Genomic DNA, 22,927 nt, shown 5'->3' on the forward strand with positions numbered 1-22,927 from the left:
CCGCCCCGTGCTGCACCGCCACGGCGCGCGGCGACGCCTGCGCTTGCCTCCCTGGGCGCGGGCGATCCCCGGATGCGGTTGGCGTCGCATCCGGGGATTTTCGGGGACGGCGGCGATGCCTGATCCCAACAAATCCCCCTATGTCGCCTTCGGGCTGCTGGCCTGGGCGGTGGCGATGAAGGCCAAGGCGGGCTTTCCGGACCTGGAGAAGAACGGCGACATCGACGAGCTGGCCTGGCGGCGGCGGGACCAGCTGCCCGACCGCGAGGATCTGGGCGAGGTGATCGAGGATTTCCGCGACCGCTACGCCCGCGCGCCGGTCGAGGCCGGGGTGATCCTGCATGACGCGTTGATCAGGATGATGGCCGATCTGACGCTCTCGTTCAAACGGACGCAGGAGGCGCTCGATCAGTGGCGCCGCGACGGCGTGACCTACGCCTGGCAAAAGCGGAGGGACATCTGTGGCTGATGGTCAGACAGGGCAGCCAACGCGGATGACGGTCGCCGATCAGGCGATGCTGGCGATCGCAACGCGGATCCTCGTCGATTGGGTGCGGCAGGCCGAACAGATCAGGCTGGACCTGCTGGATCTGCGCGATCTGCTGCCGCACGTCAATCGCACCCATGCCCGCCTCGGCAAGCTGGCTGAGGCCTGCGACTTGATGGTGATGGCGGGCGAGACGGGCATGCGGGCCGGGTCCGCCGACTGGACCCGGGCGCGCTACGACGCCGGCGAGGCGCTGGAGGCGATCTACAGGCATCGCGCGGCGATGACCATCGAGCGGTTCCGGGAAGAGCGAGTGGGGGCGTAGGCGTGGCGCGTTACCCCGAATTCCGCGAGATCGTCGACGCGCTGCAGCTGCGCGTCCGCGACGTGGCGACGCGGTATGCGCCGGGCGGCGGGCATGAGCAATCGGGCAAGTGGTGGGCGATCAATCCGGGGCGCGCCGACAGGCATGTCGGCAGTTTCTACATCAACCTGACCGGCGCCTATGCCGGGCGCTGGCATGACGAGGCCACGGGCCAAGGCGGCGACATGCTGGATCTGATCCAGATGGCGCTGAACCTCGATCGCAAGGCGGCGCTGCGCGAGGCCTGCGCGTTTCTGGGCCTGGCCGACGAAACCCCCAGGCAAGCGGCGTTGCGCAAGCGCGAGACCGAGCGGCTGCGCGCCCAGGCGAAGCGCGACGCCGCCGATCTTGAGGCGGCGATCGTCAGGAAACGCCGGGCGGCGCATGCGCTGTGGCTGCGCTGTCATGAGCGCATCATCGGCACGCCGGTGGCCAAATACCTGACGGTGCGGGCAATCGGCATCGAGCGTCTGGGGCGCTCGCCCCACGCGCTGCGGTATCACCCGGCGCTGCATTACCACCATGAGGACAAGGCGACCGGCGAGATCACCGAGGGCGAATGGCCGGCGATGGTCGCGGCGATCCACGGCCCGGCGATCGAGGGCAAGCCGGCGGAGTTCTGGGGCGTGCATCGAACCTGGCTGGCGCAGGATGACGCCGGGATCTGGGGCAAGGCGCCCCTGCCGCAGCCGCGCAAGGTGTTCGGCAGCAAGAAGGGCGGCTTCATCCGCATCTGGAAAGGCTTCGGCCCGCGCGGCGGCGTGGGGCCGTCTGCAGCGTCCAACAGGCACAATCAGGTGTTCATCGCCGAGGGGATCGAGGATGCGCTGAGCATGGCGGTGATCCGGCGCGAGGCGGGAAGGCCGTGCCTCGCCTTTGCCGCGCTCGATCTTGGCAATATCCAGCATGTAACCCTGACCCGCAGTATCCGCAGCGTCTGGATAATCGCCGACAACGACGCGGATCCCGGCCTGCAAAAGCCCATCGACGCCGCTGTCCGGAAGTTCCAGCGCGAGGGTCGGCATGTTGACGTCTGGCGCAACCGGCATGGCGGCAAGGACGCCAATGATCTGGTCGTCGCCCGCATGCAGTGGGAGGGCGCTGCGTGACCAAAGAACCCCCGAAACTTGCCATGGTGAGTGACGAGTTCGACGGCCCCCCGACGCCGCCGCCCGACGCGTCGCCCCAGTCACGCGACGACGGCCCGCCGCCGCCCGACCGGCCGCGCGATCCCTTGCCCGGCGAAATCTGGGCCGACTGCCCGGTGACGGCGCTCGGGGTGCATGGCGACAGCTATTTCTATCTCGACGTCCTGGGTCAGCTGGCGGTGGTGGCGAACCACACCAAGGACCGGATGCGCGGCGTTTTCGGCGGGCGCATCGACCAGCTGCAGGCGAATTTTCCGCAATTCAACAAAAGCGGCAACGTCAGCGGCTGGTCGCAGGAGCATACCGCCACGGCGATGGTGCGCGCCTGCACGCAGAAGGGCGTCTGGAACGCTTTTGACCGGGTGCGCGGGCAAGGCGCCTGGATCGATGCGGATGGCGGGGTGGTCCTGCACTGCGGCGACGGCGTGCTGTATCAGGGGCAATGGCGCGCCACCGGCGAGATCGACGGCATCGTCTATCCGTCCGATGTTCGCCTCCCCCGCCCCCTGGGCCCCGCTGATTTCTCCGGCGATCCGGGGGCGGAGCTCATGGAGCTGCTGACCACCTGGAACTGGTCGCGCGGCGATCTGGACGCCTATCTGCTGCTGGGCTGGATCATGGTCGCCAGATTTGGCGGCGCCCTGAAGTGGCGCCCGCTGGCCTGGATCACCGGCGACGCCGGCACCGGCAAATCGACGCTGCACGACGTGATCAAATACGTCATCGGCGAGGATGGCATGTTGCAGGCGACGGACACCACCGAGGCGGGCCTGCGCCAGTTGATCGGCCAGAAATCCGTGCCGGTCGCGCTGGATGAGGTCGAGGCCGAAACAGATCCTCGCAAGGCTCAATCCGTGGTCAAGCTTGGCCGGCAGGCAGCGAGCGGCGCCATGTCGTTTCGCGGCGGCGCCGATCACCACGGGCAGGCGTTCCGGGTGATGAGCGCCTTTCTGCTGTCGTCCATTCTGCGTCCGGCCATGCCCGACCAAGACCTGAGCCGCATCGCCATGCTGGATCTGTGGCCGCTGGCCAAGGGCGTTCCGCCGCCAAATCTCGATCGCCGCCGCCTGGGCAAGGTCGGCCGGGCGATGTTTGGTCGCGTTATCGCCCAATGGGCCCGGCTCGACGACACGCTGCATCTGTATCGGCAGTCGCTGAGCGCCGCCGGCCATGACGCGCGCGGCTGCGATCAGTTCGGCACGCTGTTGGCGCTTGCAGACCTGGCGATGCATGACGCACGGCCGGACGAGGCGCGCTGCGGGTTCTGGGCCGGCAAGCTCAGCGCTCTGGTCATCCAGGCACAAGCCGACCGATCATCCGACACCACGCGCATGTTCAACTATCTGATGGCCCAGCCGCTCGACGTGACCCGATCGGGCCGCAAATATTCGGTCGGCCGCTGGGTGCTGGCCGCATGCGGGCTCAATCCGAACGACGACCCGGAACCGGTTCTGGCGCGCGAAATCCTGCCGGCCTTCGGCCTCAAGATCCATGGTCGCGGCGCCACCGCGCAACTTGCGATTGCCAATAGTCACGCCGGCCTGGCGACGTTGTTCCGCGACACCCACTGGCATGCGGCCGGCGGCATGAACGGCGTCTGGTCGCAGGCGGCGATCCGCGCGGCGCATGCGAAATCCAGAGGCGGACAGAAATTCGACGGCGTGCAGTCCCGGGCCATACTCGTGCCGTTGCAGTCCATTCCCGGTCTTTTCGGCGACGACGATGACGTGCCGGAGCCGCAGGCGCAGGCCCCGCATGAGCCCGACTACAACCCCGACGACTTCGCGTAGGAGGATGCAGATGCTTGCCCCCGCACCCGTGTTCGCATCCACGCCCACACCCTTGACGCGGAGCCGAAAATTCCGCGGGCGATCCTCCGCCGTTCGCGCGGGGGTTGTGCGGGCGCATGGGTTCGGGGCCGCTACGCCCCTGTTCATGCGTAGCGGTATTGTAGCGGGGGCGTAGCGGATGTTTTTCCCGTCATATCAATGCGTTAACTGGCAACCGCTACGCAGCTACGCCAAATCGACAACATGCCTCGTATGTGCGGGCATGCGGCTGCGCGATCGCGCGCGTGCGTCGCGTAGCGGGCGTAGCTGCGTAGCCATCTCTATCTATCTATATGATAATAAAGAGATATATAGAAACTCTAGCCGCTACGCTGCCGCTACAACTCCGCTACGCCTGCCTGAAATGATCACGCTCGCCCTGGTCTTTCTGGCGCGTTCTGCGGGCCGGATCATTGCCAAGCCACTGAAAACAATAAAATATTGCGGAGTTTGGTCATGAGCGGCGAGACCAAAGACCCGAAACGCGGGCGGTATGAGAAGGCGGCGGGCGCGGCGGCGGCGCGGATGGATCGCGCGGCGATGCTCGGCCGGCAGCTGTCGCTCCTGCCCGGAGGCGCGGGATCTGGCGATGGCGGCGATCCGGGCGGCGACGGGCCACGCGGGCCGGGCCGTCCGAAGGGCGCGAAGAACAAGCGGAGCTCCAAGCTGCGCCAGATGCTGGCGGCGCGCGGCTTCCGGATGCCAGAGGACGTGCTGGCCGAGATCGCCGGACTGAACAGCCGCGAACCGGCGCTGGTCCTGGCGATGCGGCATGCCGAACAGGTGATCGCCTGGGCGTTCGACGGGAACAACGCCAAGGGAGAGTTGCGCCTTGCGGCGTTCCTTTCGGTCTACAAGGAAATGCTGCGGGCGCTCGACGCGCTGATGCCCTACGGGCTTGAGAAGGCCACGCCGGACGAGAACGCCGGCATGGCGGTGACGACCATCATCATGCCTGGCGCGGGACAGGCGACACCTGGCGACGGCGCGAGGGTGATCGAGGGCCGCGCGACGGCGTTCGCGCCGTCCGATTTCGCGCCGCCGCCGATGCCGGGCAAAACCGTTGAAAATCAACCGCTTAGCAATTCGTCTCGCGGTCAGTCGGATAGCGAAAGTCGGACGGAATGAGCAAGCCATTGAAAAATATCGGCAAAAAAGGCGCCGATCCGCTGATTGGAAATCAGTTGCGCGGCGCTCCAGCGCGGCCCGGACAGGGCGCCCCCCTCGCGCGCCGGCGCGCCGTGGGCGCCTGTGGCGGACCCGGGGGGGCCGGCGCGCGCGCTTCCACTCTGCCCCTGCCTCCGACCCCATGCGGCGTTTCCGGGCGCGCCGGAGGCCTCCGGTGACCGGGGTCGAGGGTGATTATCGGATGAGGTCCGGGGAAAATTCCGCCCCGGGTCGGGGGAAAGCCGATCTGCCGGGGCTGGATGCGCGCGAGGCCGTCCTTGAGCTCGACGGCGGCGCGACGGGCGGCATGCCGCTTGCCCATGATCTGACATTTCCCGGGCCGATCGCGCAAGCTTTCTTTGGCGATGACGGATCGATCGTCGGGATCCAGGGGCCGGTCGGATCGGGCAAGACCACGACGCTGATCTATTCGCGGATCCGCCGGGCGCGGATGATGCCGCGATCGACCATCGACGGCGTGCGGCGCTACAAGCTGCTGGTGGTGCGCCAGACCTATCGCCAGCTCTGGTCGACCACGATCCCGTCCTATCTGGAGACCATCCCCAAGGCGCTCGGCAAATGGAGCGGCGGGCGCGGCGATCCCGTCACGCATGTGGTGCATTTCGAGGATGATTTCGGCCCGATCGAGTTCACCGCGGAATTCATGGCCTTTGGCGACGACGTCGCCGCCGCCATGCGCGGCGTGCAGACCACCGACATGTGGCTGAACGAGGCCGACACCGTGCCCGTCGACGTGCTGACCGTGGGCATCGGCCGCGTCGACCGCTGGCCCGGAACCAGGCATTTCGTCGGCTATGCGCCCGACATGCAGTCCTATGGCCAGATCGCTTGCGATTTCAACGCGCCGGACGAGGAAAACTGGACCTTTGGGGTGTTCCATGACGAGGCCGGCCGGGCGCGCATGGAGCGCGAGATGACCGCGATGATGCCGGAGGGCTCGCCGCCGGTGCGGATCGTGTTCCACATGCAGCCCGGGGCCCAGGAGCCAGGCGCCGAGAACCTGCACAACCTCTCGCCGCTCTACTATCCGCGCCAGATCGCGGCCATGAAGCTGGCCGGGCGCGGCGACATGCTGGATCGGCTGGTCCACAACAAGATCACCTATCTGCGCATCGGCGAGCCGGTGTTCAAACGCGAATTCAACCGCCGCATCCATGTGTCGGCGACGCGGCTGGCGCCTGACCCGGATCTGCCGATCAGGATCGGGCTGGATCAGGGGTTTACGCCGGCGGCGGTGGTCGCCCAGTACAGTTTGCCCATGCGCTGGGTGTTTCTGGCCACCCTGATGTTCCCGCGCGAACACCTGCTGGCCCGCGTGTTCGGCGAACGCCTGGCGGATCTGCTGGACGAGCGGTTCACCGGCATGCGCATCGAGGGCGCCTGGGGCGACATCGCCGGCGAAACCGGCGCCAGCCAGGCCGCGACCGAGAACGAGACCTGGAACCTGATCGTCGGGCGGGCGATCGGCGTCACCGTGCGCCCCCAGCGCGTGGGCGCCAACCGCATCCAGCCGCGGCTTGAGGCCCTGCGCGCGCCGCTGGAATATCTTGATGGCGGTCAGCCCGGCCTGCTGATCTGCCCGAGCTGCAAACCCCTGATCGCCGGGTTCGAGGCGCGCTATGTCTGGACCGACGAAATCGACAAGAGCGGCAACAAGCGCAAGGTGCCCAACAAGGCCGTGGTCGAAGCCAATGTGATGGACGCGGCTCAATATCTCTGCCTGTCCGAAGTGAGCGGCGACGGCCTGACGCGGATTTCCGGCGCCAGCGCGCGCGCCAGCGCGCAGGCGCGACGCGGCAACGCCGGGGCGCGGCGACGCGGGCTGGAGGTGGGGTTCAGCGTCCTCGACCCATACGGCCCGCCACGCGGCGCGCATGGAGGCCTGTCATGAACGCGCCATCCTTCATGCATGCGGCGCGTCTGTCGCGGCACATCAGCATTTCCGATTATCAGGGCGCCGCTGCGCTGCGGGTTCTTGAGCATCTGGACGAGGGGGACCGGCGCGAAGTCGAGATGGCGCGCGCGCGGCAATTCGACCCGACGGATCTGCTGGTGGATTTCCACTGCGCGGCAATGACCGGAGGTTTCGTGAAAATCGCCTGGGAGCATTCTCAGGACGGCGGCGCGCGGCCAATCGCGCTGATTGGCATCGCGCGCCAGGCGAACCCCGGAATTGCCCAGGCGGCGATGCTGGCGCGCCCGCACCGGCTTCATGTCATGCCGCTCGCGCGCCTGGTGCTGGCGATCCGTCGCGGTCTGCCGGCCTACTGTGCAGAGCAGCGCATCCATCGCATCGAAGCGCGTTGCTGGGCCGATCACCAGAGCGCCGCACGGATGCTGACCGGCATCGGGTTCCGGCATGAATGCGACGTCGGCGGCTACGGCTACGACGGGCGCACGGTCTTTCGTCAATTCAGTTTCATCCCAGCAGGAGAATGACCATGTGCATTTTCGGCGCCCCAAAGGCCAGATCGGCCGCTCCGATCATCCCTTCAGACAGCAACGCCGAGGCGCGGCGACAGGAGGATCTGGAGGCGCGCCTGCGCCGCCAGCGCTCCGGCGCGGCGGCGAACATCCTGACCAGTCCCGGCGGCATCCCGGCGCGCGGCGTGGCCAAGACGCTCGGGGGTGTCTGAGCAATGGTGGGGTCCATGCAGGCCGAGAACGACGATCCGCGCTATCGCGCCGCCGCGAGCGCCTGGGATGATCTGAAATCCGCGCGCAGCGAGCACGAGCTGGACTGGGACGAGCTGGCCCGGCTGATCCGCACCCAGCGCGGCGGGCATCAGGAGGCGAATTCGGCGCGCCACAGGGGCGACAAGCCGTTCAGCTCGGCGCCGCTGATCGCGGCGACCAACTTCTCGGCCGGGCTCTACGGGACGCTGACAAATCCGGCTAACCGCTGGATGAGCCTGCGGGCCGCCGACAATGACCTGGCCGACTGGAAGCCCATGCGCGACTGGCAGGACCGGGTGTCGTCCATCGTCCTGCGCAGTTTCCAGCCGCATGTCTCGCCGTTCTATTCGGCGGCGCCGCAGCTCTACGGCGATCTGACGGTGTTCGGGAACGCCGCGCAGTATGACGAGGTCCGCCCCGCCGAGGGAAAGATCCTCGACATCACGCTGTCGCTGGCGGAAATCTGCTACGACATCGACGGTTTCGGGCGCGTGGTCGAGGTGATCCGCCGGTTCAGCCTGTCGCCGGCGGCGGCGGTGGACATGTTCGGCGGCGACAACCTGCCGGCGAAGATCGTCGACAATGCGATCGCCGGCCGGCGCGAAAAATCGATTTTCTACCACCACGTCAGGCAGAACCGCGACTACGAAAAGGGCCGGCTGGGGCCGCGCGGCAAGGCGTGGAGCTCCATCTACAGCTCGGAGGTCGGCGCCGCCGTGGTGCGCCACAACGGCTACGACGAGATGCCGTTCACCGCGCCACGCTGGGAGGTCGACACAGGCCAGACCTACGGGCGCGGTCCGGGATACATCGCCCTGCCCGACGCGCGCGCGCTGAACCTCACCGAGGCGGCGAACCTGCGCGCCGGGCAGAAGGCGGCGGACCCCACGCTGCTGGCGCCGGAGCGGGACACATGGCCCCTGCACGGTCAAGTGCGCCCCGGCGAGGTGATCTATGGCGGCGTGTCGGCGACCGGGCAGCGCCTGGTGCAGTCGCTCGACAACTACGGCGGCACCGGCCTGACGCTGGAGATGTCGCAACAGCGCATTTCCCAGATCCGCGACGCCTTCCACTGGTCGCTGATGTCGCTGGCCGGGCGGACCGGCATGACCGCCACCGAAGTGATCGAGATGCAGGAGGAAAAGCTGCGCCTCATGGCCCCGCATATGGGCCGGGTGCAGGACGAATACCTGGCGCCCAAGATCGCGCGCCGGTTCAGCCTGCTCTGGCGCGCGGGCCAGATACCGCCGCCGCCGCCAGAGGCCGGCGGCGCCGGGCTGCGCGTCGAATACCTGAGCGCCGCCGCCATGGCGCAGCGCAGCGCCGAGGGCGCGGCAACCGTGCGGCTGATCGCCGATCTGGCGCCGCTGGCGGCGATCAAGCCGCGTCTGATGGATCGCATCGACGAGGACGGGTTGGTCGAGAGCCTGGCCGAAGCCCGTGGCGCCCCGGCGCAGATCCTGCGATCGCGCGCCGACGCCGACAGGATCGCCGAGGGCCGGGCGCAGCAGGCCGCCCAGGACCAGGCGATGCAGATTGCCCAGGCCGGCGGCGGCGTCGCCAGGGATCTGGCCTCGGCGCAGGCCCAGATGCAAGGCGCCGGGGCGGCGTGATGGTCATCGATCGCCTCAGCGTCATTTTCCGGCGCGTCCTGAACCGCGAACACCAGCGCGGTCTCACCCTTCGCGCCCGCCGCTGGTCGGAAGCCGCCGAGCGCGAACCCGAGCTGGTCCAGGACGTGATCGCCATGGGCCAGCTGCTGACCCTCTCGCCGCGCAGCGCGGACGACATGCTGGAAATGACCAGCGCCCAGCTCGCCTACGAAGCCGGGCGCCGCGACCTCGCGATCGAGCTCGCCGCGCTCATGTCCACCAATCCCCGCGAACTTCAGAACCTGATGGAGAATGACGATGTTCAAGCCCTGGTATTTCCAGTTCCTGATCCTGCGCGCCGCCGATGACGGCGGTTCCGGCGGTGGTTCCGCTGGCGGCGAAGGCGATGGCGAGAGCGGCGGCGACGAAGGCGGCGGCGGCGCGGGCGACGGCGCGGGCGATGGGGACAAAGGCGGCGGCGAAACGAAAGTCTGGTGGGAGGACGGCGACCGCTTCAACTGCGAAACCCGCGACTGGATGTCCAATCGCGGGCTGCTGACCGAGGATCCCATGGATGCGCTGGCCAAGGCCGTGGGCGGGCATCGCTCGGCCGAGAGCCTGAACGGGCGATCCGCCGACAGCATCATGGATCGCCCGGCGAAGGACCAGGCGCTTTGCGACTGGATGCGCGCCAACGCGGACGTGTTCGGCCTGCCCGATGCGCCCGAGGGCTACGAGATCGAAAAGCCCGCCCTGCCGGAGGGCATGGAATGGGATGAGAAATTCGAGACTGAAATCCGCGCCGCCGCCCACGAAAGCGGCATCCCCCCGGCGGCGTTTCAGGCGATGGTCGGCAAATATGTCGGCCATATGGGCGCGATGTTCGACACCGCCTCGCAGGGTTTGCAGGCCGCGCAGACCGACATGATGCAGGCGCTGGAGCGCGAATGGGGCGGCGAGACCAAGGCCAGGATCCTCCAGGCGCAGAAGGCGGCGGAGATGATCGGCGAGCAGGCCGGGCTCGACGCCGAGGCGCTCCAGGGCGTCGCCGCCGCGCTGAAACCGAAGACCGGCGATGCGGGCGTGATGAAACTGTTCGCCGCGATCGGCGGCATGATCGGCGAGGACAAGCTGGCGACGGGCGGCTCCACCATGGGCATGACGCCGGGCGAGGCCAAGGCGGCGTTGGTTCAGATGGACAGCGCGGAGGGCGAGTATGGCAAGGCGTTTCGCGCGAAGGATGCGGCGGGCATGGCGGCGTTCGACGCAAAGCGCAAAAACCTGATGAAGATTGCGACGGGAGGGTAGGCCCTTGCCTAACTAGTCCGCTATATCCGGCAAGGCGGGAGAAGACCGAGTGCCGCCCCGGCGAACTGGAAAACGGCATGGCGGCCATGGCGCATGAGCCGGGCGCCGGTCCTGATCAGGCGCTCGCACAGGGAGGTCATAGACCAGCGCTCGAAAACCATTGACATCCCCGCCAAAACCCGAATGATTCTCCGCAGCCGGGCACCCGTCGCATAGGTCCATACTTTGCGGCGGTCCGGATGACAGCGGGAAAGACCGTCGTCTGAGACCGACGAACAGGTCAGGCAGGGTCCGGCGTTCCGGGCACCCCTCGCCGAAAACCAATCCTTCTCAACAAATCGGTTTTCGCAAGGGGGCGCCATGTCCTTTGACCCGTTGGTGGAAGAACACCACAAACTCCAATTCAAATCGAACTCCATGCTGGCGCTGCAGCGTTACGGACCCAAGCTGCGCCCGCATGTCACCGAGGTGCCATGCGTCGGCGAAGGCGCTGTCGGCGCGGATCTGTTCCATGCGGTGAAATACAGCCGGCGTCACGGCCGTCAGCGCAGCAACATCGAAAATCCCGCGCGGCGCAGCCGCCGGTGGCTGATCTACCGGGATCCGATCTGGACGGGGGAATACCTCGACAGCCCGGACAAGTTCCGCACCATCGAAAGCCCCGACAGCGAGCTGATGCGCATCCACACGGCGGCGATCGGGCGCGGCATTGACGACATCATCCTGGGCATCGACGAGGACGGCAATATCGACATGGGCGGCCTGCTTGGCCCGGTGGTCGCGGGCAAGCGGCCCGGCGGGGCCGGCGTGGCGCTGCCATCGAAAAACATCACCGTGCATGGCGGCGTCGGCCTGAGCATCGCCAAGCTGCGCGGCGCGCGCAAACGGCTGGGGCTCGACGAAAACGATCTGGATCGCATGACCCCGGTGATGGCGATCACCACGGGACAACACGATGACTTGTTGGGGATCGTCGAAAGCGCCAGCGCCAACCTGAACATGCTGGAACAGCCGAGCATCGTGAACGGCAAGGTGACGCGCCTGATGGGCTTCACCTTCGTCGAGATGAACGGCCTGCCGCTCAAGGGCGCGGTGCGTTCCTGCCCTGTCTGGATCAAGGACATGGTCAAGCTCGGCGTCTGGCAGGACATCAAGCCGGTGATCTACAATGATTCCAGCGCTGGCAATACGCCCTACATCCAGGTCGATGCGGTGATGGACGCGACGCGGGTCGAGGATGACGGCGTCCACATCATCGAGGCCACCGAGAGCTGACCGGATTGACCGGCGCGCCTCGGGGGCGCCGGTCTCCACTCGTTTTCCTGACGAAAAGGAGGCCACGCGATGGCCATCGTGAACACCAAATCGGATCTGATCCGCGACGAAATCACCGGCGGCGAGGTGCCCGACGCTCTGAAGGTGAAGGGCGTCATGCGCATGGCCACAGGCCTGATCGCCAACGCCGCCGGCGACAGCAACACCTCGACCTACCTTCTGGGCCATGTGCCGAGCAACGCCTATCTGCACCCGGATTGCGAATTCCAGGTGAGCGCGTGGGGCTTCGCGGCGATCCGCATCGGCACGGCGACCGACATCGCCGGGCTGGTCAGCGCGCTGAAGACCGACGCGGCCACGCAGGCCCCGAACGCCAAGTTCGACGCCAACCACGGCAAGCCGCTGTGGGAGCAGCTGGGACTGGCCAGCGATCCCGGCGGCGCGATCGGCATCTACGCCCACGCGATCGCCGACGCGACCGGCGCCGGCAGCATGAAATTCATCCTCGCCTGGGTGGATAACGCCTGATCAGGCCGGCGCACCCGCGCGCCGGCCCATTCCTTCCAGGGGAATTCCATGGCGTCAATCTCGAATTCAAACATCGTTGTGCAGGCGTTTCGATTGATGGAAATGATGCCGATTTCCTCGCTCGGCGATGACAGCGAGGAGGCCGTCGCCGCCGCCGATCAATATCCGGTCGTTCTGCAGCGGCTTCTGGAGGATAGCGACTGGTCTTTCGCATCAGCCATCGCCAGCCTTGCGCCAGTTGCCGGCCAGCCCACGGATGATGATCTGCCGTATAATTTCGAGCTTCCAGGTGACGCGGTTCTGATCCGCACGGTCTGGCCGCTGGACGCGCGCTGGCGGCGCGACGGTATGTTGATCCGCGTCGATCAGCCCGGCGATCAGGATGACAGGCTGCGTATCCGTTACACGCAGTCAGTCGAAAACGAGAAGTTGCTGTCGGCGCAGTTCAGGACCGCCGCGGCCTACGCGCTGGCCGCCGAGCTGGCGCCGCGCTGGTCCGCCAGCGCCAATCGGGCCGATCGGCTTGCGCGCGAGGCGGCCAGGCATCTGCGCGACGCCAGGCGGACCGATCGTCGCCAAGCGTCGGCCATGCCGTGGGAGGCCGGAACGCAGGTCGGCGGCGGGCATTCGCCCTCATGGTCTGATCTGGTGCGGGCATGAGGACCGCGCCGGCGCAGCTCAGCTTTTCGTCGGGTGAGGTCAGCCCGTTGCTGGCCGGCCGATCGGATTATCAGCGCTACCGCACCGGCGTCGCCGTCTGCCGCGGGTTCATCCCGCTGCGCCAGGGCGCAGTCACGCGGGCGCCGGGCACGTTCTACAGAGGCCGGACGCTCAATGATGAGCGCTGCCGCTTCATTTCCTTCGAATTCAACGCCGACGACGCGGTGGTGCTGGAACTGACCGCCGGAAAACTGCGCGTCTGGCGCTACGGCGCGCTGGTGCTGAGCGGCGGCGTCCCTTACGAGCTGACGCTGCCCTACACGTCGTTCGCGGCGATCAAGCGCCTGAAATGGGTGCAGAGCGCCGACGTGGTCTATCTGGTCGATGGCGTGCTGGCGCCCCAGCGTCTGGCCCGCTTTGCGCTCGATAACTGGACCATCGCCCCGGTGGCGTTCGTCAACGGCCCGTTCGAGCCTCGCAACATCGACGAGGCCCAGACGCTCACCGTGGATGGCGCGACCGGGTCGATCACTGTCACGGCCTCCGCGGCGATGTTCGTCGGGACGCATGTCGGTGCGCTTTTCCGGCTGGAGGCCGTGGACTGGGCCAGCACGCCTGCATGGACAGGCAACACCGCAGTTTCGATCGGCGACCTGATGCGATACGACGGCGCCGTCTATCGCTGCGAAAGCGTCGGGCCCACGAACAAGACCGGGGTCAACGCGCCGGTGCACAAGTCCGGGTCGCGACTGTCCGAAAAAGACGGCGTTCTATGGAAATACATGAGCGGCGAGGCCGGGGTGATCCGCATCACCGGCGTGACCAGCGGCACGGTGGCCAGCGCCGATGTGGTGCAGCAACTGCCCGCCGATCTGGTCAGCGTCGCGACCTATCGCTGGGCCGAGGGCGCCTGGTCGGATCGCCTCGGCTATCCGGCGGCGATCGCAATCCACGAACAGCGCCTGTGCCTCGCGGCAACGCCAACCAGGCCGCGCACGATCTGGCTTTCCACGCTCGGCGCATTCGAGGATTTCGAACCCGGGACCAACGCCGACAGCGCCTTCGCCTATGCGATTTCAGGGTCAAAATCTCTGAACCGCGTCCTGTGGCTGATTTCGGGGTCGCGCGGCCTCTATGTCGGCGCGCTGGGGGAAACCCATTCATCCCGGAGCTCAAACAACCTTGAGGCCATCGGCCCCGAAAACGCGGTGTTCGGCGTCGATACCACCATAGGCAGCGCCGACATCCAGCCGGTGGCGCCGGACGGCAACCCGATCTTCATCGCGCGCGACGCTGCGCGAGTGTTCGAGCTCCGCTATGATTTCGGGTCCGATCGGGTGGCGCCGATCGAGCTGTCCCTGCCGGCCGAGCACCTGGGCGCCGCGGGTTTCGCGGAAATCGACTGGCAGTCGGCGCCGATCCGCGTCGGATGGATCAGGCGCGACAGCGGCGACATGGTCGCGCTGATCCATGACCCGGCCGAGGAGGTTCTCGGCTGGGCGCCGATCCCGACCGCCGGCGGCCATGTGGAGGCGGTCGCGGTGTCGCGCGACGCCGCGGGCATTCTCGACACAGTGCTGATCTGCCTTCGCCGGACAGTCGGCGGCGAGACGCGGCGATATGTAGAGGAATTCGCGCCCTTCTACGGCGTGCTAACCGGCGCGGACGACATCGCCGAGGCGGTGCATCTTTATTCCGCGCTGCTGTTCCAGCCCGGCGCCGCCACCGACACGTTCGCCGGGCTGGATCATCTTGAGGGCAAGTCTGTCAACGTCTGGACCAACCTGGGCGAGTTCGGTCCGGTGACGGTTCAGGGCGGCACGGTCACGATCGAATTGCCGGTGACCCGCGCGCTGATCGGCCTGTTCGATACCAGCCATAGCGTGGTCACGCTCGACATTCCGGTGGCGGTTCGCGACGGCGACAGCACCGGCCGTCAAAAGAAGATCATCAGCGCGGGCGTGCGCATGCACCGCAGCGGCGGCGCGCGATTTCGATCCATCGCGCGCGAATTCGCCAAACCTGATCAGATCAGCGGTTGGAGTGACGTGACGTCCAGCGGCGTGCCGGCTGACCTGGTCGCAGGCGCCACCGGCGTCGTGGAGGTGCGCGCCCCGGGCGGTTACGCCAAGGAAATCGCGTTCGAATTCCGCCCGATCGGCGGCGCGCCGCTCACGGTTCTGGGCGTCATCCCAATCGTGGAGGCCAATGGCTAATGTGTGAGCCAATCAGCCTGACAACTGCGCTCATGGCCGCAGGAACGGCGGCCAGCGTCGGCGGGACGCTCTATTCCGGTATCGCGAATTCCCAGGCGGCCAAGGCCCAGGCCGCCGCCGCCGACGAAAGCGCGCGCATCACCCAGCAGCTCGGGATGGTGAAGGATCAGCGCACGCGCGAGCGGATGCGCGGCGAGATGGCGCGTCAGCGCGCCCAGCTGGTTGCGCGCGGCGTCCATCTCGACAGCCCCACGGCGATCGCGCTTGGCGCCGATGCGGCGCGCGAGCTGTCTTTCACATCCCAATCAGCCCGCAGCGGGACCAGCGCCCGGGTTGCCGATGTCAGCGCGTCGGCCCGCGCCGCCCGCGCGCGGGGCTCCATGGCGCTGTTGCAGGGCGGTTTCAGCGCCGCAGGATCGCTGCTGACCGCGGCGCCCAAGCTCTGGCCTGGTCTCGCCGACGTGACGCTGTTCAGCGGCGGCGCGGCGTCATGACCGGGATCGTCATCCCCAAGGCGCCTCTTCAGGGCGGGCGAGCGCCGGGCATTCCGGCCGCCGTGCCTGATCGGATTGGGGGCGCCGTCGCCGATTTCGGCCAGAGAATGGCAAATGCCGGCGCCGCGCTGGAGACTGATCGGCTGACCCGTGAGCGACAGCGCGCGCGGATTGACATGACCCGCGATCTGGGCGCCGCGCGCCTCGATCTGGAGCAGGTCACGGATCCGGACGAAATCGACGCCGCCTGGTCGGAGAGATCGGCGGAAATCCGCGACCAGGTCGTCGGCGGCGTGGAGGAAAAAAACCGAGAAACCGTCGGGTTGGATTTCGAGGAACTCAACACCCGCCATGCCATCGCGCTCGGCGGGCGGGCCAATAGGCTGCGTTCGGATCAGCGATCGTTTCTGGCGCAGGAGCAGGTGCGCGAGGCCTTGCGCCAGGCGCCGGCGCTCGATCGCGAAACCCGTGGGGTTCTCGGAGATCAGATCACGGACAGCTACGCGGCCCTGGTAGTGTCGGGGGACATTACAGAGGCCGAGGCGGGCAGCCAGATCGCCAGCGCGCGCGAGGCGTTGGACGTCACTGCGCTGCAGCGCCGGATCTCTGATGACCCGGAAGGCGCGCTGACGTCGCTGGACGCCGGCGAGTTCGATTTCATTCCGTCGACGCGCCGCGAGAGTTGGCGATCGCGCATTGTTTCCGCGCAACGACGCGCCGCTTCGGTCGCGGAGACGCAGGCCCGGCAGGAGGAGGAGGCGTTTCAGGCGCAGCTCGGCGACCAGCTCGACGACGTCATCGCCGCCGCGCGGCATGGTCGCGTGAGCGCGGATCAGAACGAGCTGCTGCAAAACCCGAACGCCATAGCCCACCCGAAATTCGACGAGGCGGCGGCGGCGGTCCAGCTGCAGCGCGATCTGCCGGAGTTCGCGCGGTTGCCGCCGGATGAAATGCAGGCGCGCATCAAGGCCGAGCGCGCCCGCCCTGTCGGGAAACAATATGAAGCCCGTGTGCTCGACGAGATGGAGAAGGTCTATGACGCCTCGGTGAAGGCTTGGAATTCGGACCCATTGACGCAGGCGCGGAATGTCGGCATGACGCCGCCGGCGGAGCTTCCGGACCTGAACCCGGCGAATGCGCAGGAATTCGGCGCCGCACTGGTCCAGCGGCGGCTCTACGGGCGCAGTCTGGAAAAACTCGGATATGTCGCGGCGCCGGTGTTTTTCGCCAAGGCCGAGCGCGACGATTTCAAAAAAATGGCGGCAGTGGACGGCGATCCCGGCGATCGCGCGTTGCTGGCCGGCATGATCGCCAGCGCGTTCCGCGACGACGCCCCGGCCGCCCTGGCCGAAATAGGCGGCGACGAGGTGTTTGAACACATGGGCGGGCTCATGGCCTCCGGCGGGTCGCCAGCCCTGGTCGAGCAGGCGTTCAGCGGGCAGCAGGCGCTGGCCAACAAGACCGTGCAGCTGCCCTCCAATGAGGTTCGGCGCGAGATTCTGGCGCGCACATTCGGCGCGATGTTCTCCGGCGCCGACGCCGGGCTCGCGAAGATCTGGAAATCAGCCGACGCTATTTACGCCTCTCAGGCGTTCGGCCTCGACCCGAAACTCGACATCGACGAGGCCGAGGCGCTCTACGCGCGATCCATCCAGCAGGCGATCGGAGCAGAGTTCACTGTCGATGGCGTGACCGGCGGCGCGCAGGAGGTCAACGGCGCGACATCGCTGCTGCCGATCGGCGTCTCCGCCGATGAGGTGGAGGCGACGCTCGGCGCGTTCGCGCCCGCCAACCTGGACACGGTCCGGGATTTTCTGGGCATCGAGATCAGCGACCCGGTGGCGATGGATCTTTGGGAGAGATCGAGCGTCGGCGGCGGCGCGCCGTATTTCGCCGGCAAGCCGTTGTCGCCAGAATTGATGTCGCGCGTGCAATTGCTCGCCGTCGGCCCCGATACCTACCGCCTGCGCGTGCAGGGCGCGCGCGAGATGCTCGACGTCACCAATGGCGACACGCTGGAGCCATTCGTATTCCGCCTCAACGACCTGATCCGCGACGTCAGGCAGGCGGCGCGATGACGTTTTTCCTCGATCCCACTCGCCAGCAACCGCCGGTCACTCCGGCGCCGCGCGATTTTGCCGGGTTTGGCGAGGTGGTCGGCGCCGCGTTCGAAAAGGACGAGATCACCGCCAATCGTCGGCTCCGCCACCAGTCCGAGGAAGGCAAGATCTATCAGGGCTTGCATGAGGCCCTTGGCGATCAGTCGCCCGTAGTGCCGCTGGAGGACATGTCGCCGAGCGATCCGCGATGGTATTCCGACATCTCCGGGCTGCAGTATCGGCGCCAGCGCACGCCGCTTCTGGATGCGATCCGAAAGGCGGCGCAGGCGGACCCGGGGAAATACGCCAACCTCCCCCAGGACGAGGCTGCCGTTCGTCGCCAGGCCACCGAGGCCATGCAGGCAGAGCTGAGGGACGCCGACGAAACCCTGATGATGGGCGGCTGGGGATCCGGTGTGGCGGAATTCGTCGGCACGGCCGGCAGCGCGGCGCTCGATGAATTCAACGCGCCGCTGCTTGGGCTTGGCCCGGCGGCGGGCGCGCGACTTACGACTGTGTTCGCCGTAGAGGCGACGCTGGCTGCGGCCGGAGAGACAGCGTCGCTGCCCAACCAGTTCGACGCCGCGAAGCGGCTCGGCCTGCCGGATCCGGACCCGTTGACGCAGGTGGCGATCGCCGCCGGCGCGGCGGGCATTCTGGGCGTGGGGCTGAGCGCCGCCGGCCGCGGGCTCGCCTATCTGGGCGGGCGCAAGCGCCAGGTGCGTGAGGCCATGGCTGAGAACGGCGACCCGATCGACCACGAGGAGGGCGTCAACGCCGCCGAGGCGGCGCTTGTCGCCGGCGCGCCCATTCCGGGCGCCGATCCGGTTTCTGATGCCGGGCTGGACCGCGTCGCCCAGAAGATCATTGGCGTTGAAAGCGGCGGAAGGGCCGCGGCGCAGAACCCGAACAGTTCCGCGTTCGGCCCCGGGCAGTTCATCGAACGCACCTGGCTTGATCTGATCGAGCGCCATCGGCCGGACCTGAAGGCCGGGCGCTCGCGCGCGCAGCTGCTGGTCCTGCGAGCGGACGCGAAGCTGTCGCGCGAGATGACCGTTCTGCACACGCGCGACAACCGCGACGCGCTGGCGGCGGCTGGCCTGCCCACCGATCAGGGGTCGCTTTACCTCGCGCATTTCCTCGGGCTGGGCGGCGCGAAAAAAGCGCTGCGCGCCGACCCGGACGCGCCGATCGTCAAAGTCATGAGCCCGGATCAGATCGCGGGCAACAGCAGGGTCAGGTTCGCCGGCAAGACCATCGGCCAGTGGCGTGTAGGCGATCTGCGTCGATGGGCCGAACACAAGATGGGCCTGACGCCCGATCCCGGCGACGCGGTGGGCACGCGGCGCGGCTTCACTCGACCGGACCAGGTCACGACGGGAAAGGGGATCCGCGTCAATGTGACCTACGAGGTTGTCGACGCGGACAGCCTGATCCCCGCACGCGCAGAACTGCAACCGCGTGACCGCACCACAAAGGCCTCCGACGAGCAGATCGCCAAGATCGCCGCCGAGCTCGACCCGCCGCGCATGATGCCGGCGCCGGAGGCCGACCGCGGCGCGCCGGTGGTCGGCCCCGACAACATCATCGAAAGCGGCAATGGTCGCGTGCAGGCGCTGATGCGCGCCGCCGAGAAGCACCCGGATCGATACGAGGCCTATGTGGCGGCGGTGGGCGACCAGTTCGAGATCCCCAACGGCGTTCGCCGTCCGGTGCTGGTAGCGCGCCGCACATCGGAATTCGCGGATGACGCGGCCCGGCGGGATTTCGTGGTCGATGCAAACCGTTCGACCACCGCGCGCATGAGCGCCAGTGAGCGCGCCGGCTCCGATGCCGACCTGATCAGCTATGAGGTATTGAGCCTGCATGAACCGGCGCACGGATTGCAGGCGCCGGCCAACCGCGCCTTCGTGTCGTCCGTGCTGGAGCGCATCCCCCAGGCGGAGCGCAACGGGTTGGTGGGCAAAGGCGGCGCGCTCAACGCCGAGGGCGCATTGCGCATCCGCGAGGCCTTGTTTGCGCGCGCCTATGACGCCCGCGACCTGCTGACCAGTTTGACCGAAGACGGCGGCGGAGATTTGCGCGGCGTTCTCAACGCCCTTGCCGACCTGGCGCCGGTCTGGGCGCAGCTGCGCGCCGAGATCACCGCCGGACGCATTCGGCCGGAAATGGACATCACTCCGCAGCTGATGGACGCCGTGCGAATATTGGGTCAGGCCCGTGCGCTCGCGAGGACGGAAGGCATGAGCGTTCGCGGCGCTCTCGACGGCATTCTCGCGCAAGGCGATATGTTCAGCGGCGACGTCGATCCTGTCACGCGCGGGCTGATGGACGTGTTCTATCGCGGCGATCGGCCTCGCGCGGCGGCGGAGGTGACCAGAACGCTGCGCAACTACGTCGAGGAGGCGCGCAAGATTGGCGTCGGCGGCCTGTTCGACGCCGGAAACATCGGCGCCGGGGATGTTCTCGATGCTGCTGGCAGGCGAAAGACGGAGCGGGCCGCTGGCGATGCTGGCGCTGGGGCGGGTGATGGAACGGCACGGCAAGCGGCTGAAGGATCGGAAGATGCGATCGACGGGCCGCAAGCTGATCGCGGCGTCGAAATTGCTGGCGCCGACGACGCCGCCTGGCGAGACGGCTCCCAAAGCCCCGCCGCAAGGCTGAGCGACGACCAGTCGGAGGCCGAGCTGCGTGACGCATTCTCGCTGGATCGCGCACTTGATCGCGGGACCGATGAGGCGGCGTCGTCCCGAACCGCCAGTCAACTTTCGGCCGAGCAGCCGTTTGAAAGTTTTGATGAACTCTATGATCTGGCGCCGTCAGCTCAGGCGCAGCTTGGATCCTTGGGGCGCAAGATCGCCGATGAACTGGGCGTTGAATTCGAGGATCCCGGCATCAAGGCGCGCGATACCACCGAGGCGAAGGTCGCGCGCAAGGGCTACAATCGGATCACGCGCCTGACGGACGTTGTGCGCGGCGGATTTGTCGTCGACACCGCAGCGCAAGCCGACGACATCATCGCCAGATTACGCGCCAACGGATTGGAAGTGTTGGATGAAGGTTGGTTCGTGCAGCTGGATAGCGGCTACATGGATCGCAAGGCGCTTGTCCGCATGGAGAATGGGCTGCTGGCGGAAGTGCAACTGTGGGAACGGGCGCTGCTGAAGGCCAAAAAAAGCGGTGGGCACGTTCTCTATATTCAGGCGCGTGCCAGCTCCGATCCCGAGGAGATCGCGCGGCTGAACGCGGAGATGACCAAGCTCTACTCCGCCGCTTTGGACGCTGCGGATCCATCCATTCGCGCTGCTTGGGGCAGCTCGAAGTCGCCGAATTCTTCGCTGAACACCCTGCGCAACGCAGCTTCGTCGGCAAGCAATCCGCCGGTGTGGCCGACGTCAAGGCGATCCACCTCGACCCAGTCACCGCCCGGTTCGAGCAGGGCGAGTGCAACGTCGCCAACGACCACGGCGGGGCGCCAGTCCCAGTTGACGAACGAGACCATGGGAACCTCCAGAGATGTTGTGGGGGACACCGGAAATATGGGCGCCCAGCGCGGTGAAGTCAATCCGCCAGGGAGCGCCGAACTCACCGATGCCCGCGCAGCTGCGGCCCTCGCCGATTTCGAAATCGAGATCGATGGCCAGAAGATCGCCGCCTCGGAGCACCTCAGATCCCTGAGCGACGACGCGGAATTCATCGAACAGGTCAACTTATGCATGCCAGGAGGGCGCCGTGGCTGATTTCTTCGACTGCCTGCAGACCGCCATGGACGGTGGCGTAATGAACCGGACGCGCGGACAGCTCGCCCAGGCGATGTTCGACGAACTCAAGACCAATTACCGGCGCCGCATGCCCGACGCCGCAGCGGCGGCCAGCGCGGCCGCTGACGTCAAGACGGCTCTGGCGAAGCAGGCGACCTCGCGCCGTCACACGGTGCTGGCGCAGCTGCAGGCGGCGCGCAAGGTGACGACGCTGATCGAGGGTGCGGACCGGCCCGACCTGGTGCTGAAAAGTCTGATCGAGTTCGGCGAGGGGCGCGGCCATGATTTCGAGAATGTTCGCGCCATTCGCGACGGCCTGCAGCGTCAGTTCAATGGCATGATCGGTTCGTTTCTGCGCGCGAACGGCAAGCGCCTGACGGGCGCCCTGCGCAATCCCGCCCTGCTGAAGGACATCGTGCGCGAGCTGCATGGCGAGGCGTCCGGCAGCGCCCAGGCGAAACTGATGGCGGCGGCGATCGACACGGCGATCGAGCGCGCGCGCACGCTGTTCAACGCCCATGGCGGCGACATCGGCAAGCTGGAGGGTTTCGGCCTGCCCCACAGCCATGACGCGGTGAAGATCCGCAAGGCGGGTTTTGACGCCTGGCGCGCCGAGATCGAGCCGCGCCTTGACTGGGCGCGGATCATCGACCGGGCCACGGACAAGCCATTCGCCGACGCCGCCGGCGTTGTGGATCCGGCGGCGGCGGCGCGCATGCTGCGCGAGATCTACGACAACGTCACCACCGGCGGCTGGAACAAGCGCCAGCCGGCGCAGACCGCCGTGGGCAAGGCGCTGATGAACCGGCGCGCCGATCACCGGGTGCTGCATTTCAAGGGCGCCGACGACTGGTTCGCCTACAATGAGGCTTTCGGCGGCTCCAACCCCTTTGACGCCATGGTTTCGCATTTGCAGGGCATGGCCCGCGACATTGCGCTGATGCGCGTGATGGGGCCGAACCCGAACGCGGTGATGGATCTGGCGATCCAGACCGCCGAGCGCAAAGCGACGCTGTCCGGCGATCCCAGGGTGATCCGTCAGGTGGGTCGCAACGCCAAAACTGCGCGGGCCATGCTCGGCAATGTCACTGGATCCGCCAACCAGCCGGCGGACGCCTTCATGGCGTCGTTTCTGGCCGGCACGCGCAACATCCTGACCGCCGCGCAATTGGGAGCCGCCGCGCTCTCCTCGGTCACCGACGTCTGGACGATGAACATGGCGGCCAGATCCATTGGCATGAACCCCAACGGCCTGCATTCCAAAGCCGTCAAGTTGATGGCCTCGCAGGCAACGCGCGAGAC

18 protein-coding genes and 1 pseudogene are annotated in these 22,927 nt (G+C 67.3%); all 19 read left to right on the forward strand.

Annotated features, from left to right (window positions below):
- Positions 1-115 precede the first annotated feature (115 nt).
- Entirely contained in the window at positions 116-469 is a 354-nt protein-coding gene (locus tag AC1HC7_RS14215) for a hypothetical protein (protein WP_479499142.1), read from the forward strand.
- A 25-nt stretch (positions 470-494) separates the two neighbouring features.
- Positions 495-812, forward strand: a complete 318-nt coding sequence (locus tag AC1HC7_RS14220; RefSeq protein ID WP_479499143.1) for a hypothetical protein — start codon at positions 495-497, stop codon at positions 810-812.
- A gap of 2 nt (positions 813-814) precedes the next feature.
- Positions 815-1,960 (forward strand): DUF7146 domain-containing protein, encoded by a 1,146-nt coding sequence (locus tag AC1HC7_RS14225; protein ID WP_479499144.1) that lies wholly within the window; start codon positions 815-817, stop codon positions 1,958-1,960.
- Positions 1,961-2,130: 170 nt separating this feature from the next.
- Complete coding sequence (locus AC1HC7_RS14230; RefSeq protein ID WP_479499145.1) at positions 2,131-3,789, forward strand: hypothetical protein; 1,659 nt, start codon at positions 2,131-2,133, stop codon at positions 3,787-3,789.
- 495 nt (positions 3,790-4,284) lie between these two features.
- Positions 4,285-4,956 (forward strand): hypothetical protein, encoded by a 672-nt coding sequence (locus AC1HC7_RS14235; RefSeq protein ID WP_479499146.1) that lies wholly within the window; start codon positions 4,285-4,287, stop codon positions 4,954-4,956.
- A 241-nt stretch (positions 4,957-5,197) separates the two neighbouring features.
- Complete coding sequence (locus tag AC1HC7_RS14240) at positions 5,198-6,907, forward strand: hypothetical protein (RefSeq protein ID WP_479499147.1); 1,710 nt, start codon at positions 5,198-5,200, stop codon at positions 6,905-6,907.
- Complete coding sequence (locus tag AC1HC7_RS14245; protein ID WP_479499148.1) at positions 6,904-7,455, forward strand: hypothetical protein; 552 nt, start codon at positions 6,904-6,906, stop codon at positions 7,453-7,455. Before AC1HC7_RS14240 ends, AC1HC7_RS14245 begins: the two co-directional genes overlap by 4 nt.
- Before the next feature lie 2 nt (positions 7,456-7,457).
- Positions 7,458-7,652, forward strand: a complete 195-nt coding sequence (locus AC1HC7_RS14250) for a hypothetical protein (protein ID WP_479499149.1) — start codon at positions 7,458-7,460, stop codon at positions 7,650-7,652.
- A gap of 15 nt (positions 7,653-7,667) precedes the next feature.
- The gene (locus AC1HC7_RS14255) at positions 7,668-9,305 is read left to right on the forward strand and encodes a portal protein (protein ID WP_479499150.1); all 1,638 of its coding nucleotides are present in this window, start codon (positions 7,668-7,670) and stop codon (positions 9,303-9,305) included.
- Positions 9,302-9,652 (forward strand): hypothetical protein, encoded by a 351-nt coding sequence (locus AC1HC7_RS14260; protein WP_479499151.1) that lies wholly within the window; start codon positions 9,302-9,304, stop codon positions 9,650-9,652. The genes AC1HC7_RS14255 and AC1HC7_RS14260 overlap by 4 nt, the downstream gene beginning before the upstream one ends.
- A complete protein-coding gene (locus tag AC1HC7_RS14265; RefSeq protein ID WP_479499152.1) occupies positions 9,603-10,592 on the forward strand; it encodes a hypothetical protein in 990 nt (329 codons plus the stop codon). The genes AC1HC7_RS14260 and AC1HC7_RS14265 overlap by 50 nt, the downstream gene beginning before the upstream one ends.
- A gap of 360 nt (positions 10,593-10,952) precedes the next feature.
- Complete coding sequence (locus AC1HC7_RS14270; RefSeq protein WP_479499153.1) at positions 10,953-11,867, forward strand: phage capsid protein; 915 nt, start codon at positions 10,953-10,955, stop codon at positions 11,865-11,867.
- 69 nt (positions 11,868-11,936) lie between these two features.
- The gene (locus tag AC1HC7_RS14275) at positions 11,937-12,395 is read left to right on the forward strand and encodes a hypothetical protein (protein WP_479499154.1); all 459 of its coding nucleotides are present in this window, start codon (positions 11,937-11,939) and stop codon (positions 12,393-12,395) included.
- A 48-nt stretch (positions 12,396-12,443) separates the two neighbouring features.
- The gene (locus AC1HC7_RS14280) at positions 12,444-13,055 is read left to right on the forward strand and encodes a phage connector family protein (RefSeq protein WP_479499155.1); all 612 of its coding nucleotides are present in this window, start codon (positions 12,444-12,446) and stop codon (positions 13,053-13,055) included.
- Positions 13,052-15,271 (forward strand): phage tail protein, encoded by a 2,220-nt coding sequence (locus tag AC1HC7_RS14285; RefSeq protein ID WP_479499156.1) that lies wholly within the window; start codon positions 13,052-13,054, stop codon positions 15,269-15,271. The genes AC1HC7_RS14280 and AC1HC7_RS14285 overlap by 4 nt, the downstream gene beginning before the upstream one ends.
- 32 nt (positions 15,272-15,303) lie before the next feature.
- On the forward strand, positions 15,304-15,765 hold the full coding sequence (locus tag AC1HC7_RS14290; RefSeq protein WP_479499157.1) for a hypothetical protein: 462 nt from the start codon (positions 15,304-15,306) through the stop codon (positions 15,763-15,765).
- Positions 15,762-17,843, forward strand: coding sequence for a hypothetical protein (locus AC1HC7_RS14295; RefSeq protein ID WP_479499158.1), 2,082 nt, complete (start codon positions 15,762-15,764; stop codon positions 17,841-17,843). Before AC1HC7_RS14290 ends, AC1HC7_RS14295 begins: the two co-directional genes overlap by 4 nt.
- Positions 17,840-21,604 carry a hypothetical protein gene (locus AC1HC7_RS14300; protein ID WP_479499159.1) on the forward strand — a complete coding sequence of 1,255 codons (3,765 nt, stop codon included), beginning with the start codon at positions 17,840-17,842 and terminating at the stop codon, positions 21,602-21,604. The genes AC1HC7_RS14295 and AC1HC7_RS14300 overlap by 4 nt, the downstream gene beginning before the upstream one ends.
- Positions 21,597-22,927: pseudogene (locus AC1HC7_RS14305) on the forward strand (hypothetical protein); the annotation flags it as partial. The gene AC1HC7_RS14300 and the pseudogene AC1HC7_RS14305, both read left to right, overlap by 8 nt.

This window comes from Oceanicella sp. (genome assembly GCF_056449545.1).

Bases quoted from the DNA above. Each gene is read 5' to 3' on its own strand.
- AC1HC7_RS14215 (WP_479499142.1), top strand. From the start codon at position 116: ATGCCTGATCCCAACAAATCCCCCTATGTCGCCTTCGGGCTGCTGGCC.
- AC1HC7_RS14220 (WP_479499143.1), top strand. From the start codon at position 495: ATGACGGTCGCCGATCAGGCGATGCTGGCGATCGCAACGCGGATCCTC.
- AC1HC7_RS14235 (WP_479499146.1), top strand. From the start codon at position 4,285: ATGAGCGGCGAGACCAAAGACCCGAAACGCGGGCGGTATGAGAAGGCG.
- AC1HC7_RS14240 (WP_479499147.1), top strand. From the start codon at position 5,198: ATGAGGTCCGGGGAAAATTCCGCCCCGGGTCGGGGGAAAGCCGATCTG.
- AC1HC7_RS14245 (WP_479499148.1), top strand. From the start codon at position 6,904: ATGAACGCGCCATCCTTCATGCATGCGGCGCGTCTGTCGCGGCACATC.
- AC1HC7_RS14250 (WP_479499149.1), top strand. From the start codon at position 7,458: ATGTGCATTTTCGGCGCCCCAAAGGCCAGATCGGCCGCTCCGATCATC.
- AC1HC7_RS14255 (WP_479499150.1), top strand. From the start codon at position 7,668: ATGCAGGCCGAGAACGACGATCCGCGCTATCGCGCCGCCGCGAGCGCC.
- AC1HC7_RS14265 (WP_479499152.1), top strand. From the start codon at position 9,603: ATGTTCAAGCCCTGGTATTTCCAGTTCCTGATCCTGCGCGCCGCCGAT.
- AC1HC7_RS14270 (WP_479499153.1), top strand. From the start codon at position 10,953: ATGTCCTTTGACCCGTTGGTGGAAGAACACCACAAACTCCAATTCAAA.
- AC1HC7_RS14275 (WP_479499154.1), top strand. From the start codon at position 11,937: ATGGCCATCGTGAACACCAAATCGGATCTGATCCGCGACGAAATCACC.
- AC1HC7_RS14280 (WP_479499155.1), top strand. From the start codon at position 12,444: ATGGCGTCAATCTCGAATTCAAACATCGTTGTGCAGGCGTTTCGATTG.
- AC1HC7_RS14285 (WP_479499156.1), top strand. From the start codon at position 13,052: ATGAGGACCGCGCCGGCGCAGCTCAGCTTTTCGTCGGGTGAGGTCAGC.
- AC1HC7_RS14290 (WP_479499157.1), top strand. From the start codon at position 15,304: ATGGCCGCAGGAACGGCGGCCAGCGTCGGCGGGACGCTCTATTCCGGT.
- AC1HC7_RS14295 (WP_479499158.1), top strand. From the start codon at position 15,762: ATGACCGGGATCGTCATCCCCAAGGCGCCTCTTCAGGGCGGGCGAGCG.
- AC1HC7_RS14300 (WP_479499159.1), top strand. From the start codon at position 17,840: ATGACGTTTTTCCTCGATCCCACTCGCCAGCAACCGCCGGTCACTCCG.